At 40.7% G+C, this 16381-nt stretch carries 15 protein-coding genes; 8 read left to right on the top strand and 7 right to left on the bottom strand.

The features are described from left to right. Window positions 1-632 (bottom strand): glycosyltransferase family 39 protein (locus K1X82_11360; protein ID MBX7182705.1); only part of this gene is annotated, 632 nt, incomplete at its 3' end. Between the two features lie 79 nt (window positions 633-711). On the opposite strand from K1X82_11360, the gene K1X82_11355 reads away from it, so the two are divergent. Next, the gene (locus K1X82_11355) at window positions 712-2826 is read left to right on the top strand and encodes a tetratricopeptide repeat protein (protein ID MBX7182704.1); all 2115 of its coding nucleotides are present in this window, start codon (window positions 712-714) and stop codon (window positions 2824-2826) included. A 264-nt stretch (window positions 2827-3090) separates the two neighbouring features. Here the strand turns inward: K1X82_11355 and K1X82_11350 are convergent, their stop codons facing one another. Beyond that, window positions 3091-3912 carry an SDR family oxidoreductase gene (locus K1X82_11350; protein ID MBX7182703.1) on the bottom strand — a complete coding sequence of 274 codons (822 nt, stop codon included), beginning with the start codon at window positions 3910-3912 and terminating at the stop codon, window positions 3091-3093. A 113-nt stretch (window positions 3913-4025) separates the two neighbouring features. Between K1X82_11350 and sucD the strand changes: the two genes are divergently transcribed. Together sucD and K1X82_11340 are read left to right on the top strand one after the other, a co-directional pair. After that, a complete protein-coding gene (gene sucD, locus K1X82_11345; protein ID MBX7182702.1) occupies window positions 4026-4904 on the top strand; it encodes a succinate--CoA ligase subunit alpha in 879 nt (292 codons plus the stop codon). A gap of 12 nt (window positions 4905-4916) precedes the next feature. After that, window positions 4917-5570, top strand: coding sequence for a phosphatase PAP2 family protein (locus K1X82_11340; protein ID MBX7182701.1), 654 nt, complete (start codon window positions 4917-4919; stop codon window positions 5568-5570). Between the two features lie 59 nt (window positions 5571-5629). Here K1X82_11340 and K1X82_11335 read toward each other — a convergent pair whose 3' ends face one another. Further along, entirely contained in the window at window positions 5630-6289 is a 660-nt protein-coding gene (locus K1X82_11335; protein MBX7182700.1) for an alpha/beta hydrolase, read from the bottom strand. A 97-nt stretch (window positions 6290-6386) separates the two neighbouring features. Between K1X82_11335 and K1X82_11330 the strand changes: the two genes are divergently transcribed. From K1X82_11330 to K1X82_11320, 3 genes are all read left to right on the top strand, one after another. Continuing rightward, a complete protein-coding gene (locus tag K1X82_11330) occupies window positions 6387-6743 on the top strand; it encodes a hypothetical protein (GenBank protein MBX7182699.1) in 357 nt (118 codons plus the stop codon). A gap of 124 nt (window positions 6744-6867) precedes the next feature. Beyond that, window positions 6868-7434, top strand: coding sequence for an RNA polymerase sigma factor (locus K1X82_11325; GenBank protein ID MBX7182698.1), 567 nt, complete (start codon window positions 6868-6870; stop codon window positions 7432-7434). After that, complete coding sequence (locus K1X82_11320; protein ID MBX7182697.1) at window positions 7424-8803, top strand: porin family protein; 1380 nt, start codon at window positions 7424-7426, stop codon at window positions 8801-8803. The genes K1X82_11325 and K1X82_11320 overlap by 11 nt, the downstream gene beginning before the upstream one ends. Window positions 8804-9349: 546 nt before the next feature. On the opposite strand, the gene K1X82_11315 is transcribed toward K1X82_11320, so the two are convergent. From K1X82_11315 to K1X82_11305, 3 genes are read right to left on the bottom strand one after another with little or no spacing between them, the layout of a single operon-like run. Next, window positions 9350-10582 (bottom strand): cation:proton antiporter, encoded by a 1233-nt coding sequence (locus K1X82_11315; GenBank protein MBX7182696.1) that lies wholly within the window; start codon window positions 10580-10582, stop codon window positions 9350-9352. Window positions 10583-10588: 6 nt separating this feature from the next. Next, window positions 10589-11449: a universal stress protein gene (locus tag K1X82_11310; protein MBX7182695.1), complete on the bottom strand. Its 861-nt coding sequence runs from the start codon at window positions 11447-11449 to the stop codon at window positions 10589-10591. A 35-nt stretch (window positions 11450-11484) separates the two neighbouring features. Next, window positions 11485-13152 carry a hypothetical protein gene (locus tag K1X82_11305; protein ID MBX7182694.1) on the bottom strand — a complete coding sequence of 556 codons (1668 nt, stop codon included), beginning with the start codon at window positions 13150-13152 and terminating at the stop codon, window positions 11485-11487. 240 nt (window positions 13153-13392) lie between these two features. Between K1X82_11305 and K1X82_11300 the strand changes: the two genes are divergently transcribed. Further along, window positions 13393-14805: a hypothetical protein gene (locus K1X82_11300; GenBank protein MBX7182693.1), complete on the top strand. Its 1413-nt coding sequence runs from the start codon at window positions 13393-13395 to the stop codon at window positions 14803-14805. A 5-nt stretch (window positions 14806-14810) separates the two neighbouring features. Next, on the top strand, window positions 14811-15365 hold the full coding sequence (locus tag K1X82_11295; protein MBX7182692.1) for a pentapeptide repeat-containing protein: 555 nt from the start codon (window positions 14811-14813) through the stop codon (window positions 15363-15365). Window positions 15366-15379: 14 nt separating this feature from the next. Here K1X82_11295 and K1X82_11290 read toward each other — a convergent pair. Further along, the coding region (locus K1X82_11290; protein ID MBX7182691.1) for a T9SS type A sorting domain-containing protein at window positions 15380-16381 on the bottom strand (1002 nt) is incomplete at its 5' end.

Genomic DNA, 16381 nt, shown 5'->3' with positions numbered 1-16381 from the left:
CTGGGAATTTTTACTTCTCCCGGACGGGCATACCAAACTCCTGCCATAAACGCAGGCAAAAGCCAAACAATAGAAACCTTGACAAGAATGATCAACCCTAGCAGAAACCCTATGCTACTTGAAAGGATAAGAGAAGGTTGTTGGAACCATTTTTTACATGCCAGCAAAAGCCATATTAACAGGGCCATTTGCACATTTTCAGGAAAACCAATTCGGGAAAAATCGAAGAAAAAGAAGTTAGACAAAAACAAGGCAAGAATCCAAATCCGGTTTGGGTTTCCTTTGCCCAAGTACTGATAAATTCCCAAACAGGTAAGCATGAAAAAGACCAGGTGAAAAACATGAATAGAAACAAGGTTTGCACCGGCTATTTTGAACCAGGCAAGCAACAAAAAAGAATAAGCAGGAGCCAATAAGAAACCACCACTTTGGTTATGCAAGAGAAAGGAACCCGTTTTTAGATAGTGCAATGCAGGAGCAGCCCACCAGGCTTCATCATCGATATCGGCAATGGCTTTTAAGAAGGACGGATCGGCTTCCAAATGCCAAAACCGAAACACCAACAAAACGGCAAGTAAAACCCAACCCGCCAACCTGGATGAAGGCCAAAGAATAGAGGGTAAGTTTTGCATTGGGTAAAAGTACATTTTTTGTTGGAGGAATGATTTTGTTGAGCGTTTCAACCCCAATCCTTTTACCTTTGCTCAAGCTATGTCTTTTTCCCTTCACCGGCTACATTCTTTTAAGTTCCTTCTTGGGCTTACCCTGCTTTTGGGTGGACTCATTCATCCGGGCTTTTCTCAAAATCAACACCGGTTAGATAGTCTGAAACGAGTGTACCGTTCCGCTTCAGATACGGCTAAACTGAGAGTTTACAACGAGATTGCCAATGAATTTTGGGGTTCGGAGCCACAAACCTTGCGCAAGTATTCCGACACCTTGCTTCAAATGGCAAAAGCTGCCAAGCAACCGTTTTGGGAAGCCAAAGCCTACAATAAGTTTGGAGTTGCTTTTTGGCACACCAGCCAATTCGATTCGGCCGTTGCTGCTTACACCAAAGCCCTGCAGATTTATTTAACGCTTAAAAAGCTGGATGGCATTGCCGGATGTTACAATAACATCGGTTTAATTTACGACCATAAAGGCGATTTTGAAAAAGCCATTCAATATTACTTTTTAGCCTTGAACATTCAACGGCAACGGAACGACGAACGGGAAATTGCCATATTGTTGTCCAACATAAGTCAGTTATACCGTTTCGAAAACTATTTAGATAAAGCCTGGAACTATGCATCCAAAGCCTTGCGATTAAGTACCAAGGTTGGTAACAAACAAGGAATGGCCGAAAATTATCAGCAACTGGCAGTAATTGCAAAGCTTAATTTCAAAAACAAATTGGCCGAAGAACTGGTTAATAAAGCCATTCAACTCAACTTAGAACTAGGAAACGAAGCAGGATTGTCGGCCAACTATAATACCTTGGGTGGACTTTACCTTCAAATGAAGCAAAATGGAAAAGCTTTGACCTTTTATGAAAAATCGTTACAGCTTTCTATCGACAACAGCAATTTGAGTTCCACCGCCAACAACCTGGTAAATATGTCCAAACTATTGTTATCGAACGGTGATGTAGCCAATAGCGAAAAATTTGCCAAACGGGCATTAACTATAAGCGATTCCATTGGTAGCAGGTTGTTAGTCCAGGACAGCTATGATCTCTTGAGCCAGGTGTATGAAAAAAAGGGCGATTTAAAGTTGGCTATGAAATACTACCGAAAATTTGCCAACCTGCGTGATTCTATTTTTTCGGAGGATAGTCGTTCCAAAATTGCCGATGCTGAAGCTCGTTTTGAACGCCAACGAGTAGAGGATCAATTAAAGTTGGTTATTCAGGAAAACCAGCTTCGGGAGTTGGCTTTAAGCAGGAACAAAATGCTGTTGGCTGTTTCTATGATCGGTTTGCTACTGCTTTCCATTTTTGCATTTTTATTGTTTAGGGCCGGAAAGGAAAAAGACAAGGCCAAGGAAGAAATTTCGAAACAAAAAGAAATCATTGAATTAAAAAACAAAGACATCACCGATAGCATTCAATATGCTAAGCTTTTCCAAAATGCTCTACTTCCCGAAAAAAAGGAATTTTCGTCACACCTACCCAATAGTTTTGTTTTTTACAAACCTAAAGACATTGTAAGTGGCGATTTTTATTGGATTTCGGAACAGAAAGGCAAGTTAGTTTTGGTGGCAGCAGATTGCACCGGACACGGGGTTCCGGGGGCATTTATGAGCATTATTGGTATGAACTTGTTGGATAATGTAGTAAAAAAATCAGGCATTACCCGACCGGACGAAGTGTTGGATGAACTAAGTAAGCGATTGGCCAGGATTATGAGTCATGGCGAAAACCAAACCAAGCTAAACGACACGATGGACATTTCGGTAGTTACCATCAACAAGGAAAAAATGACCTTGCGATACTCCGGCGCTTACAGTAGAATGTTTTTCCAAGGAGAAGACCAGGTGCTTCGCGAGTATCAGGGCGACAATGTTCCGCTAGCATCAGCCAAGGCAGCAGAAATGCCGTATTCCATGCACCGGGTAGACATCCAATACGGAGATACTTTTTATGTATTTTCGGATGGGTTTGCCGACCAGTTTGGCGGAGATAAAAACCGAAAATTATACCGCAAACGCTTTAGAGAATTTTTGCAGGGAATTTCACAAAAACCAATGAAACAACAACGGGAAGAGTTGGAAAGCTTTTTTGAAGAATGGAAAGGCGAGAACGAGCAGGTGGATGATGTGTTGGTTATTGGGGTTCGGGTGTAAAACTGAACATCAATTTGTAATTTTCTACCCATTTTTCTAAAAAGAAAGAAAGGGTCAATGGTGAACAGTTTGGGCTTGCACCTCGGGCAACGATAGAGGTAAGTAGCCCACAGGAGCACGCGGCGCTAGCCAAGTGCTACGAGGACTACAACCGATAGCGTGACCCGAACGCCCGACTAAAAATGCTTGGTTTTGCACAGCTTTTATTGGGCGGAGGGGGCCCGCCAAAAAATCAATCATCAGGAAACCGTAACCCGAATTACCTTATTCCCAAACTTCATTTTTAGTGTTTTCTTCGGGCGGAAACAAGGGATGATAAATGCTTTGGCCCCCATCGACCGCCAGGTTTACACCGGTAATAAAGGCAGCAGCGGGGCTCAGCAAAAAGATAATTGCAGCGGCAACTTCGGCTTCGGTACCCAGGCGAGAAGTTTGATTATACTTTCCGTATCCAAAAATAAAATCCTTAAAGGAAGGGTCGTAGCGATTTAAGCCGCTGCTATTAATGGTTCCGGGCATAACAGAATTTATTCGAAAGCCATAGCGGCCCCATTCGTTGGCGAGGGTTTTAGTAAGATTTTCGACACCTGAACGAGCGGCGCCGGTATGAGCCATCATAGGAAAACCGTTGCGCATATCGGCAATTACATTAACTACTGCACCGCCATTGGCCTGCATAAAACGGTTAAAAACCTCCTGAGTGAGGAAGAAAGTTCCGGTTAGATTGGTTTCAATAACGGCATGCCAGCCTTTGGGTTGAATCATTTCGGCAGGAGAAGGAAATTGTCCGCCACCGTTGTTTACCAGGAAATCAATTCGTCCGAACTCGTTCAAAACCTGATCTACACAAGCCTTTATGCTTTCGTTGTCGCGGATGTTGCAAACCAAACCCAGGGCTTTGCCACCTTCTTGAACAATTTGCTCGGCTGCTTGCTTAACAACCTCCTCTTTTCGGCTAGCCAAAACCACCGTAGCGCCAAGTTGAGCCATTTCTTTGGCGGTTCGTAAACCAATGCCGGTGCCACCTCCGGTAATCAGGGCTACCTTGCCTTGAAACAGCATGTCTTTAAAAACAGTTGATATCATCGAATAGAAATCGTTAAGAATGGGATTACGAAGAAAGAAAAAACATACTTTCGTGCGCTGAATTTTTCACGATTCAAGCAAATTGTCTAAAAATTTCTGAATAAACTACATTCATGAGCGTACTAGTTAATAAAAACAGCCGAATTATCGTGCAAGGGTTTACCGGTAGCGAAGGAACATTCCATGCCGGACAAATGATTGAATACGGAACCAATGTTGTGGGGGGAGTAACTCCGGGCAAAGGTGGCCAACAACACTTGGATCGTCCGGTGTTTAACAGTGTTTACGATGCGGTAAAACAAACCGGGGCCGACGTTTCGATTATTTTTGTGCCACCAGCATTTGCTGCCGATGCCATTATGGAAGCCGCTGAAGCCGGAATAGGCTTGGTTGTTGCTATTACAGAAGGTATTCCAACCAAGGATATGATTGTAGTGAAAAACTACTTGGCTAGCCGTAAAGCCCGACTAATTGGACCTAATTGTCCGGGAATTATCACTGCCGAAGAAGCTAAAGTTGGTATTATGCCTGGATTTATTTTCAAAAAAGGTCCGATTGGTATTGTTTCTAAATCGGGCACCTTAACTTACGAAGCTGTAGATCAGGTGACCAAAATTGGTTTAGGACAAACTACTGCGATAGGAATTGGTGGTGACCCCATTATTGGAACTACAACCAAAGAAGCCGTTGAATTACTAATGAACGACCCTGCTACAGAAGGAATTATCATGATTGGAGAAATTGGTGGAGGAATGGAGGCAGAAGCGGCACGTTGGATTAAAGAAAATGGAACCAAACCGGTAGTTGGATTTATTGCCGGACAAACTGCACCTCCGGGACGTCGGATGGGCCATGCCGGAGCTATTGTTGGCGGAGCTGATGATACTGCTGCTGCCAAAATGAAAATTATGAGAGAATGTGGAATTCACGTTGCCGAAAGTCCTGCCGTTATTGGTAAAATGATGGCTCAGGCTTTGGGAGTGAAAGCCTAATTTTTTCAGGGAATGGTTACTGACATTTCCGAACATATTAAAACCATCATAAAAGAAAACCTGGCCTTTTTGTTGCCGGGTTTTCTTTTTTGGTCTGGTGGGGGTTTTTGGCTTTATCTTTCCAATAAACGGGATATTCATTTATGGTTCGACAAGCAACATTTTCCAATAGGGGATTATTTGTTTAAGTACATTACCTATTTAGGCGATGGTTTTTTATTGATTACCGTTATTGTATTGCTTTTTATTGTCAAAAGAAAGTTTAGCGCCAAAGCCTTGCTTTACTCCTTTTTATCCAGCACATTAATAGTACAGGTTATCAAAAGAGCTATTCCACAAAATCATAGGCCCCACGACTTTTTCTATGGCCAGGATTTATACCGGGTTCAGGGGGTGAACTTATTGGTCGATGGAAGTTTTCCGAGCGGACATTCGGCCGGGGCGATATGTTTATTTTTCGTACTGGCAAGTTTTACTCACCGCCAGGGTTTGAAATTCATTTTGGGAATAGCAGCCATTCTGGTTTGCCTCTCCAGAATTTACCTCAACCAGCATTTTTTAATTGATACCATTGCCGGTGGAATAATTGCATTCTGTTGCACTGTGCTGGTTTTAAGTGTTTTAAGATATAAGGAAAACGCTAAAGCAGGAACAAAACACTCCTAGCCCATCAGTATAGGTTTTTATTCAGGTTTTTAATCGAGTTGAAAAGGTATGGTTAAAACCTACCGTTGGAGGTAAGATAAAATACCCCGTGCAACCTCTTTGGGATTGGTATACAGGGCAAAATGGTCGCCTGAAACCTCGAAATAATCTTCATCCGGTTTTCGAATAATGGGATCTCGTCGGGTATGAATGCGCAGATCGGGGAGTACAGTGCAGGTTGGGGAAGGCTCTAAAATAAGTTGAAGTTGCTTTACTACCAAGGATTTATCCGTTTGTATCAGCCGAGTTAAAGTAGCTTCCATAATAGACCTGGAGGGGAGGTTTTTATAAAACTTCCAGATCAAAATAGCCTTGGTAAGTTTGTTAATATACAATCCGGATTGAACCAGGAAATAAAGGACTTTGCGGTTTTGAATAGGCAAAATTACTTTATGAGGGTTGGTCCAGGATGCTATTTGAATAAGGCGGCAACCGGTTTCCTGTTTTAAATGAATTCCTATCCAGCCACCCATGGAATGTCCAATAATCAAATCTGTTGAACGAATTTGAAGCTCCCGGTTCAGGTGTTGAACAAAAGTTCGAACGTGGAGTGTTTCTCCGGTAAAGGAGGCTAAATGCTTCCATACATCCACATGCACGGTATCGTATGACAAAAAAGGTAAAAGCGGTTCAAAGATGGATTCATTCTCGCCAAAACCCGGAATTAAAAATACACGCATGGGAACAGACTGACATTTTAGTGTAGGCAAATTTAAAATTTTGCACGATTGTTGTTTTGGAGGAAATCATACTTTTACACTCAAACAAAATCGAAAAATGAAAAACATCCTTTTAGCCACCTTAGCTGCCGTTTTTGTATCGGCCAATGTATCTGCACAAACCTCTAAAGAAAAAACAGCCAAGGAAAAAACCTCCACGGTAAAACCGGCTCCGGCTCCAAAACCGGTTCAAAGTCCGGCACAGGTTTCAACGCCAAGTAAACCCGGCAAACCAACAGCAAAGCCGGCTCCTGCTGCCAATGTTGAAGATAAAAAATTGAAAAAAGACGGAACACCTGACAAACGTTACAAAGAGAACAAAGAGGCAGCTAAACCAAGTGCACCGACCAAAAAAGACGGAACACCTGATATGCGTTTTAAAGAAAACAAGCGCTCCAAAGGCGGTGCTAAATAAGTGCCAAACTTTTTATACCTTTAAGCCGACAACATCTGTCGGCTTTTTTTTTGATTTTTTTCAGGGCCATGCAACCTATTAATCAAAAATTGCATCAATACTCATGGGAATCAATCCGATGAAAATATTTTTCCGAAAAAACCTAAGCTTTGAGGAGATAGTTGAAGGCTGTAAACAGGGCAATAGATCCTGTCAAAGTCTTCTCTACCATCAAACTAGCGGAAAAATGTTTGGATTGTGCCAACGGTATATGAAAGACAAACAAATTGCTGAAGACATGTTACAAGAAGGCTATTTAAAACTTTTTGCTCACCTTTCGAAATTTAAGGGAGAAGGTAGTTTTGATGGCTGGATGCGACGAATTTTTGTCAATACCTGTTTGGAAGAATTGAGAAAAACCAAACTGAACCTGTTGCTGGAGGAAGAAATTTCAGAAAACCTTTCTTATTCAAACGATTCTTTTGGTGAGTACTATGCCGTGCAGGACTTATTGGAAATGGTTTTTAGCTTACCTGATGGATATAGAACCATATTCAACTTGTACGCCATTGAAGGCTATTCCCACCAAGAAATTGCCGAATTATTAGGAATTAGTGAAAGCACCTCCAAGTCACAACTATCAAGGGCCAGGAATGTGCTTAAAGTAAAACTTGAAAAACAAAACATAGAAGCATTATCCTATGTCAACTAACGAATTGGACAAACTTTTCAGAGATGGTCTCCAAAACATGGAGAATACTCCCAATGAAAGGGTTTGGGGAAGGATTATGTCTAACCTAAATGCCCGTCCAAACCCATCGGAGAGTAAACAATTTTTGAAACTGATTTATGGCGGAATTGCCATTTTATTAGTAGCTATCCCCCTTAGCTATTGGTTGTTAAATCCAACCCGATCGGCTACTAACCAAACCTTACTATCTCCGAGAACTTCCGAACAAGCGAACAAAATCGCAGAAACGAACAAGGCCTCCAACTCGGTTAACGCCGTTAACTCTGCCAACAAAACAAACTTAGAAAGTGCAGGAAACTCAAGCAATTCTATTGAGCAACAAAGCGGTTTATTTGCATCGAACCAAACCCTGAATACCAATTCCGGCTCCCCTAAAAACAACGAAAATCAAGGTTCTGTTTCCGGACAAACCCCAACCAATAAACCCAGGAAATCCAAAAAGGTTAAAGAAAAAAAGCAAACCGAAAAACCTGCTCGCTTCCGGTTTCAATCCATTCCAAACCGTTCGCCTTTAATTGAAAACCCTTCTGCTGAAACAGCCTCACTGGCAACCTCCTCTGCCTTGCCTTACGGATTGGTTACCTTGCCCGATGCCAATGAATATTATACCTTGCCGTTTCGTCAGGTTGGCAATTTAGAACCCAAAACCAATACCAACATTGAAACCAGGTCAGATAAAAAAGAAATACCTCAGAATTTTTACAAACTAAAGGGATTGCACTTTGGATTTATCGGAGCAGTAAATACCGTTTGGATTTTGAACCAAAACACGTATGGTCAATTCGGAAAATATGAAATGGCCTACAAAGTTAAACTTGGTTATTACTATGGTGCCGAATTGGGTTATGACTTCTCGAATCGTTTTGGAGTGCAAGCCGAATACCACTATCGTTCCACACAAGGACAAGATTATGCTGATAAAATTAAACGTAAAAACATCCGTCGTTCTGTTGACCTGGTTTACCAAAACATTCCCCTTATTTTCAAATTCAAATCCCCTCGCATTTCCGGCGAATTTGACAGACCTTCGTCTGTAAATGTTTTATTTGGAGTGCAATATAGCATGCTGTATTATGCCAAACAAAAGCTTAATAACCAAGAGTTAATCATTTCAGAAAGGTTTAGGAAAAACGATATTGGTGTTGTTTTTGGTTTAGAATACAATGCATTTTTAAGCGATCGTTTGTTTGTATCAACGGGTATTCGTGGAACAGTAGGATTGCTGGATATGAATTCGAAAGAATGGGAAAACACCGGTACTTCCGGAAGCAAATCATCACACAATGCAACAGTAGGCTTTAATTTGGGCTTACATTATAAACTTTTTTAAGACGGTTGTGGGTTAATAAAAGGTCGCCTCTCTCATTTGGGGCGGCCTTTTCCACTTTTTATACTTCAGGTATCTTCCATTTTCATCCTCGAATTTCATAAACCCGGATTGCACACCAGAACAGTTTCAACGAATTAAGAGCCTGTATTTCAATTTATCCCCAAAATTGGTATTAGAACTGCACAAACGAGTTAAGAGTTTGTAAATCAAGCAGTTCGGATTGGGAAACCTCCTATTGATTAATTTGGATTAAATTGGGATAGATAATATCAATCTTAATTTGGCGGGCCCCCTTCCGCCCAATCCGGCTTTTCCGTTCAAAATAATATGGTAATATGGGCGTTCGGGTCAGGCTTTCGGCGATAGTCCTCGTCCACCTCGGCTAAGGCCATCGGTGTCCTGTGGGCTATCTGCCTCTATCCTTGCCCGGAGTGCAAGCCCCATCTTTGACCCTTCGACCCGAAAGGTGTGAGAACAAAAGATTTCGAAAACAAAATTCTATCCAAACAAGGTAAATTGAAAAACTACCGGATTGAAACACTCCATCTACTTTCGGTTTAGTGCCCATTTCATCAATGGTCCGCTGGTAATGCTGGTAATAATGGCCATAATTACCAAAGCCACAAACATCTTCTCGTTAATAACACCGGCTTCCAGGGCTAGCAATCCCAGAATAATTTCCATGGCACCTCTTGCATTCATGCCAAAACCAATAGCAAGGGATTCTTTCTTATTTAGACCTGACCAAAAAGCACCCATTCCAACGCCAATTACCTTGGCAATGTAAGCAACCACCACCACAAATGCTACGGTTTCCAAATCGAAATTCTGAATAAAGTTCACCTTTAAACCAATGGAAACAAAAAACAGGGGCGCGAAAATATTGGTAATAAAATGGTTTAAAATTTCGCGGGTTTTTTCGGTAAAATGTTCCGAATCACCAAAACAAATTCCCATCAAAAAGGCCCCGAAAATGGCATGAATTCCCATGTATTCGGTTGAAACGGCGCCTAAAAAGCAACAACCAATGGCAAAGGTTATTACTCCACCGGGCCAAGCAAAATACTTATTAATAAAGGGTAAAATCCGATTGATAGCAACCCGGCCCACGCTTAGCAAAACCACGGTAAATAGTAGGGTAAACAAAATGGTATAAACAAAATTGGTCTCCCCTCCCCCACCTATCAAACTAAGAATAACGGAAAACATTATCCAGCCCAAAACATCATCGACCATGGCAGAAGCCAAAATTAATCCTCCCACCTTGGTTCGAATCAATTCCAGGTCTAATAATATTTTGGCAATAACCGGCAAAGCAGAGATAGAAAGAGCCACCCCAAAAAACAAGGAAAAAACAAACCGACTGTTATCGGTTATATCCGGAACATAATCATAAAAAAACCAGGAACTAGTGAACCCTAGAGCAAAAGGGAAAATTACTCCACTCAAGCTAATAAAAACAGAGGATTTTCCTTGCTTCCAAATCATAGGAAGATCTACTTCCAAGCCGGCGACGAAAAGCAAGAAAATTACTCCAACTCGGGCAAGTCCGTCAAAAGCAATAAAGGCTTTAGGCTCGGTATAGAACAACAGATGGAAAAATCCGGGAGAAAGTTGTCCAACTATGGAAGGACCTAAAATTAAACCGGCTAAAATTTCGCCAATAACAGCCGGCTGCTTCAACTTCCTGAAAACCTCTCCTAAAACCCGGGAAGAGATGAGCAAGACACTCACCTGAATCAAAAACAACAAGACCTCAGCATGCTTTAATTTCTCCACGTCACATCAGGCATTATTCGTTTTTACTAAAAGCAAAGTACAAGGAATATCTTCGAGAATATATTCCAAATCATTGGTAAAGATTCGGTCCAAAATACCACCATGACCTTCTTTTCCATTGATACATAGCATATCTGCCTTATTTTTTCTGGCAAACTTATTAATGGCATAACCGGGTTTGCCTTCTACAATTTCGGTTTTATAACTAATTCCTTCCAAATTGGTACAACCTTTCAAATCTTCCTCCAACATTTCCTTTTCTATCTTAAGACTTTGATCTTTGTAATGCAAATCATCGCCCGATTCGTTGCCTAAGCTTTGCATTAAGCGGTGCGCCCTTTGTTCTTTTACAATGGTTAGTTCGCAATCCAAATAGTTTTTTGCAACATAAGCCGCACTTTCAATAACCATGGAAGCCTCGTTTTTTGCAGGTGCCACAGCAACAATTTTATGAAGTGGATTGTTTTCAGCTTTAGGCTCGGTTAGCAGCAATACAGAACAAGGGCATTTTCTACAAATTTCACGAGAAATACTGCCAACATAAAACTTTAGCAAGTTTTCCCGCTGCAATGCTCCGGCAATTACCAAATCTACTTTGTATTTCTCAACACATTCCAGCATCACTTCCACCGGGTTTCCATCTACCCAGATTACTTCCGGTGTGATGGCTGTGGGGATTCTTTCCAATATAGACTGAAGCTTGGATTCCTTTTCCGAAGTCTTTTCACCGGCATGTACTAATATCCATTTGGCCCCGAGCAACTTGCAAAAACGGGCAGCTTCATTTAGGTTAGCTTCCAGCCTGGGACTATAGGCAATGGCGGTTAATATGGTTTGGAATGGATAGGGTTTTTTGGTGGTTCCCATAACTTGGATTTAAAAGTAAAGTTAGGAATTCCTTCTTAAAAATTGCTTGTTATTGATAAACTTAATCCATTGGAGGCAGGTACTGTTCTGCAAACTCCTCCTACACAAAAAATACCTGCTCTTTGCCTACCGTAGGTTAAGGTAATTCGTGTTGTTTTAAGGGTATAACCAAGACTGCCGGTTAGGTAATGAATTCGTTTGTCTGCATCTTTGTTTCCGGCATTCCATTGGTCTTGTACTGCTACAAAAAATTTAGAGTGGTAGTTAAATTCTATTAATCCTGTTACCCAATGTCCGAAATCCTTTTGCTTATCTGCAAACAAACCTTGCAACTCCCAATGCAGGGTGTTTTGTTTGGGCAATCTCAAGGTCATATCCACCACCCCGATATGACCGGTAATAACCCCATAACCGGCCAAGCCTTGAACTACATCCTTGTCGTACAGGAAGTTCATGTACATCAAAGAAAACTTAAACTCCTTTGAAACTTTTTTATCCAACTGCACATTCAGATCGTGCCAATATGGTTTACGGCCAATACTGAAGAACCTGCTATCGTAGCCGTATCCATCGTTGCGTTGAACTGTATCCAAACCATTAACTATGGAATAGTTTACCAACAAAGTGGTTCCATACTTTCCTCCTAAAACACTTCCACGAGGAAATGAATAATTAATATCAATTTGTCCAGCCATTTCTCCATTAGGTTGAGTAGCATATGGGTAAATGGTTGCTGCCAAATTATAAGTATGCTGGCGGGTTAAGGCGGGCAAAAAGTTAATGCTAAGATTGTTGGCGGTGGCGGTTCGATCGCTGCGAAAATTCATGTTATCGACGCGTTTAGCGCTGATAGCGATGCCAAAATTTTTCACTGAAAACCCGGCATTAATTAACAAGGCCTCACCCTTTCGGTAAATAAAGTTGTTGGCGGTGGATGGGTCATTTACTTTGTGGGCATATTCTCCACTAAGAGTAAAACCTCCGTATTGAATATTGGCTCGCAATCCGTACATTCCAACATTTTCAGGTAATTTATAAACGGGATCTTGGTCGCTTTGGTACTTGCTTACAAAACTACCTCCCAGGCTTAGGTGAAACTTGGAGTTATTCATAAACTTAAACGTTTCATTAAAATCTATTTCTCCATCAAATCCCCGAACAATTCCCGGACCCTTGGTCATAAAAAAGCGTTGCAATCCAATAATTCCTTTAAGGTGTATTCCTTTGAATAAGGTATATTTAAGTCTTAATCCATCCAGGGAGTTGTCGTAACCCAAATTGCGATCTTCAAAAGCCCTGAACACCATTCCGCTTCCAAACTGATCGTAAAAATTTCCGACTGTTACATCCAAACCTTCCCATTGGTATTGAATAAACCGGTAAGGCAATCCAACCCCTTTGTATCGTTGATCGAAACCTTGCAAGGCAGGCAAATAGGCTTCGTATCTTACTCCGGCAATAAAATTTCCAGGACCTAATTTCCTGGTATAAATAAAGTTACCGAAAACATTTCCTCTAAATTTTTCAGGTACCGGTGGTGCTCCAATTGCCGAATCCGGATTATACAACTGCATGTCGCATTGAAAATTACCATGCAGTTCGCCTAAATCTATTTTCTTCTCCGGAGATTCCTGAGCATTTACCATGCTAAAAAAGAAAGAAAACAGGATAATTCCAATACATTGGGTAAAAAATGACTTCATCCGAAAGGGGTCAAGGAAATGAAGGTCAAAAGTGACAATTTTTTGCGCCCAATTCTTACCTAAAATAGCTTTTTTTTAACTTTCCTACACTAAGGGTTCAATTGCTTGCTTTTAGTGGTGCAATTCACAACTCCGAGCTTCTAAACCAATTTAATTTTTTTCCAATAACACGTTGGTCATGTATTTCCAACGAATTTAGTAATAATTTAGCTTTTTTAGAAAACAGCAGTCACTTAGGTCGTGTCTCAACTCAAAGCATTCCTCGAAGCCTTACAGCCAAAGGAAATGGAACAGGTTATGCATCTTCGCAAAATAGGCAAAGAAAAGAAGGTGTTTGATTATATCCATTCCCGTTTGGGCCAAGATTTCTTGCTTAATTCTAAAGTTTTGGCTAAACTTGAATTAAGCGAAAGCCATTTTAATAAAGTCTGTTCGGTACTGCTAAAAAAGTCGTTTGATGTGTTGTTTCCTGATGGCGGACTTCCCTTTTTGCTCTTTTTGAAACAACGTAACCTACCCGGTTTGTTTACCCACGAAGTTTGGCAACACGAAAAATCATTAAAAGAGGCCCAACCATCGGAAGAACTAGCCAAATACTATCTAACTCTTTTTCATCAACTCATCGATTTGCCATTTGCCAGTTACGATGAAGAACTAACTCAGTATATCGGACAGCGCTATTTAGCGGCGCTTGAACAACCTTCTGCCGCCTGGACTAACTATGTGGAATGTCATTTATTGTTTTCGGATATCAACCGTTTATCGGCGAAAAAGAATAAAAAAGCACGTTTAAAACTTAGTCTGGATTTCCTCCTTAAAAAGGAAGCCGAACTGCAGTCAACCAATTTTCATTTAGCCCAATACTATACCTATCGTAGTTTGTGCAGCTACTTCCTCTATCTTGAACCGAATCCATCCAAAGCACAAGAGTTTCTGCTAAAGGCAATCGAACTAAAAGACCAAATTGCCTGGTTCTACCCTATCAATATTGGCAAGTTTCTGGAGTTGCTTTATGCCGATATCCTGTTTTTTAACTGCCAAATCGACCAAAGCTATAGTATTTACCAAAAAGTTTTTTCACAAAAACTTGAACCTGAAATGTATGGGTTTTTCTACCATTGCGAACAGTTTGTACTGGTTAACATCCTCAAAGAGAATTACACAAGCGCCGAACAAACCCTGCAAACCTATTTTGATGAACCCATTCAACAGAAGTTGGATATTCATGCTACCCGCGGAGCAATGAGTTATGCCAAACTTTACCTCAGCACCGGACAACTGAAAGAGGCGATTCATTTCATTAATTTATCTCGCGAAATCAACGAAACAGCTACTTATCACCCCTTCGAATTCCAAATAAAAATGTTGGAATTGATGTACTTTTTCCTGAAAGAAGATTTTGAGTTTGCTGAGCACCTCTGCATCCGGAACATCAAAACCATTATGGCCAATCCGGAAACCAAGCGACATAAAAATTACCTCTCTTTCTACCGCATTTGTCTGTACTTTATTACCTGTATTCTTAAATCTAAGCCATTGGGCGAGAAACAATTAAACGAGTATAAAGCCATCGAATTAAGCATGCAAAACCTCTACGTAAATCTTCCGGAAAAAGTGCTGAAAAAGGTTCTTTCCGTCACCGGTCAGCATTAAATTCCATGTATAATCAATCCTTTTCCAACCACGAATTTACTCAAGCTGAGCTGGACAAAGAATACGAGTCTTGTACTTTTACCAATTGCCGTTTCGAAGGACTCAACTTGTCAAACATTCAATTCATTGATTGCGATTTTCAGGGTTGTAACCTGAGTGGGGCAAAATTAATTCAAACCGGATTTAAGAATGTTCGGTTCCATACCTGCAAGCTTCTTGGTTTGCATTTCGAATCATGTAACCCCTTCTTGCTGGAGTTAAGTTTTACCCATTGCAACCTGCAACTTTCCTGTTTTTATAAGCTTAAATTAAAAGGAACTTCTTTCCTCCATTCCCAGCTCCATGAAGTTGATTTTACCGAAGCCGATTTAAGCTTAGCCAACTTTAGCGGATCAGACTTATCCCAAGCCGTTTTTGACCAAACCCAGTTGCAAGAGGCTGATTTCAGAGAAGCTCATTCTTATCGCATTCATCCGCTAACCAATTCTATTAAAAAGGCTAAATTTAGTATGCCACAAGCCACCGGCCTCTTGCTGGATTTTGGAATTCAACTTTGTTAGTAAAACAATTTGCCTTATTTCGCAGCCGTCATCAGCTTGCTTCCTATAAATGTGCCATTTGCATTTTTTACAGTAAGCTGATAAGCATAATTGGCTTTTGTCAAGCCTAAATTATTCAGATTTATTTCAAATTTATGATTACCACTTGAAAGGTTATTCTGCATTTGGCTCCAAACTTTTCTTCCCTGGAGATCAAACAAATCTAATTTTACATCCGATGGCAATTGCAGACTTATTGGAATGGTTGTTTCATTTTCAAATGGATTGGGATAGTTTTGTCCCAAACTAAAATTCTTGGCATTTTCCTTTTCCAAATGACCAATTCCGGTAATACCACTTCCTTCTATAGTAACTTCCAAATAGGCATCATATCCGCCTGTTGATGCATTGGCCGTTAAGCTGGCCATTTGAAAACTATAACCATCTGAAAATACATTATCCGAACTAATAGACATCGGGTCTGTTCCATTGGTATATACAGAGGAGTTATCAGAATAAATTGCCTGCTTGGTTTCTATTGGAAAGGTTAATTGTGAAATAGCAGCATAGCTACTATTAACATAAGCCTGAAAATGAATATGGCAAATTCTTCCATTATACCACCCAGGAAAAATGGTCACAAATTCAACTTCTCCGTTTGAATCTGTAAACTGATATCCCCTCAGGTAGGTAAGCCCCGATTGGCCCGGATTGTTCGTTTGACTATATCCTGAATACAATCCATCTTTATCGCAATGCCAAATATTAACCCTTACATTTTCCATCGGAAGACAATTCTCGTTTCCTATGATTTTTATTTTAAGATTCAGTTGAATTCCGGTTTTACTTTCTCGGATATCCTGTCTGAAAAAAGTAGTGTTCTCTGTTAAATCCAATGGAAAAGGTCCGGCTGTTTCAACCGGAATTAAGGTGCAACTTGCCGCATTGCTTAGTTGACTTGTTCCTGCAAAAACTTTTCCCAAAGGAAATAAGGAGGCTACCCCCAAAATTCCACTTGCTTTAATAAATGAGCGTCG

Source organism: Bacteroidia bacterium, assembly GCA_019695265.1.
In the GTDB taxonomy this organism is placed as follows: Bacteria; Bacteroidota; Bacteroidia; order JAIBAJ01; family JAIBAJ01; genus JAIBAJ01.
This window is presented reverse-complemented; position numbering and strand designations above follow the sequence as displayed.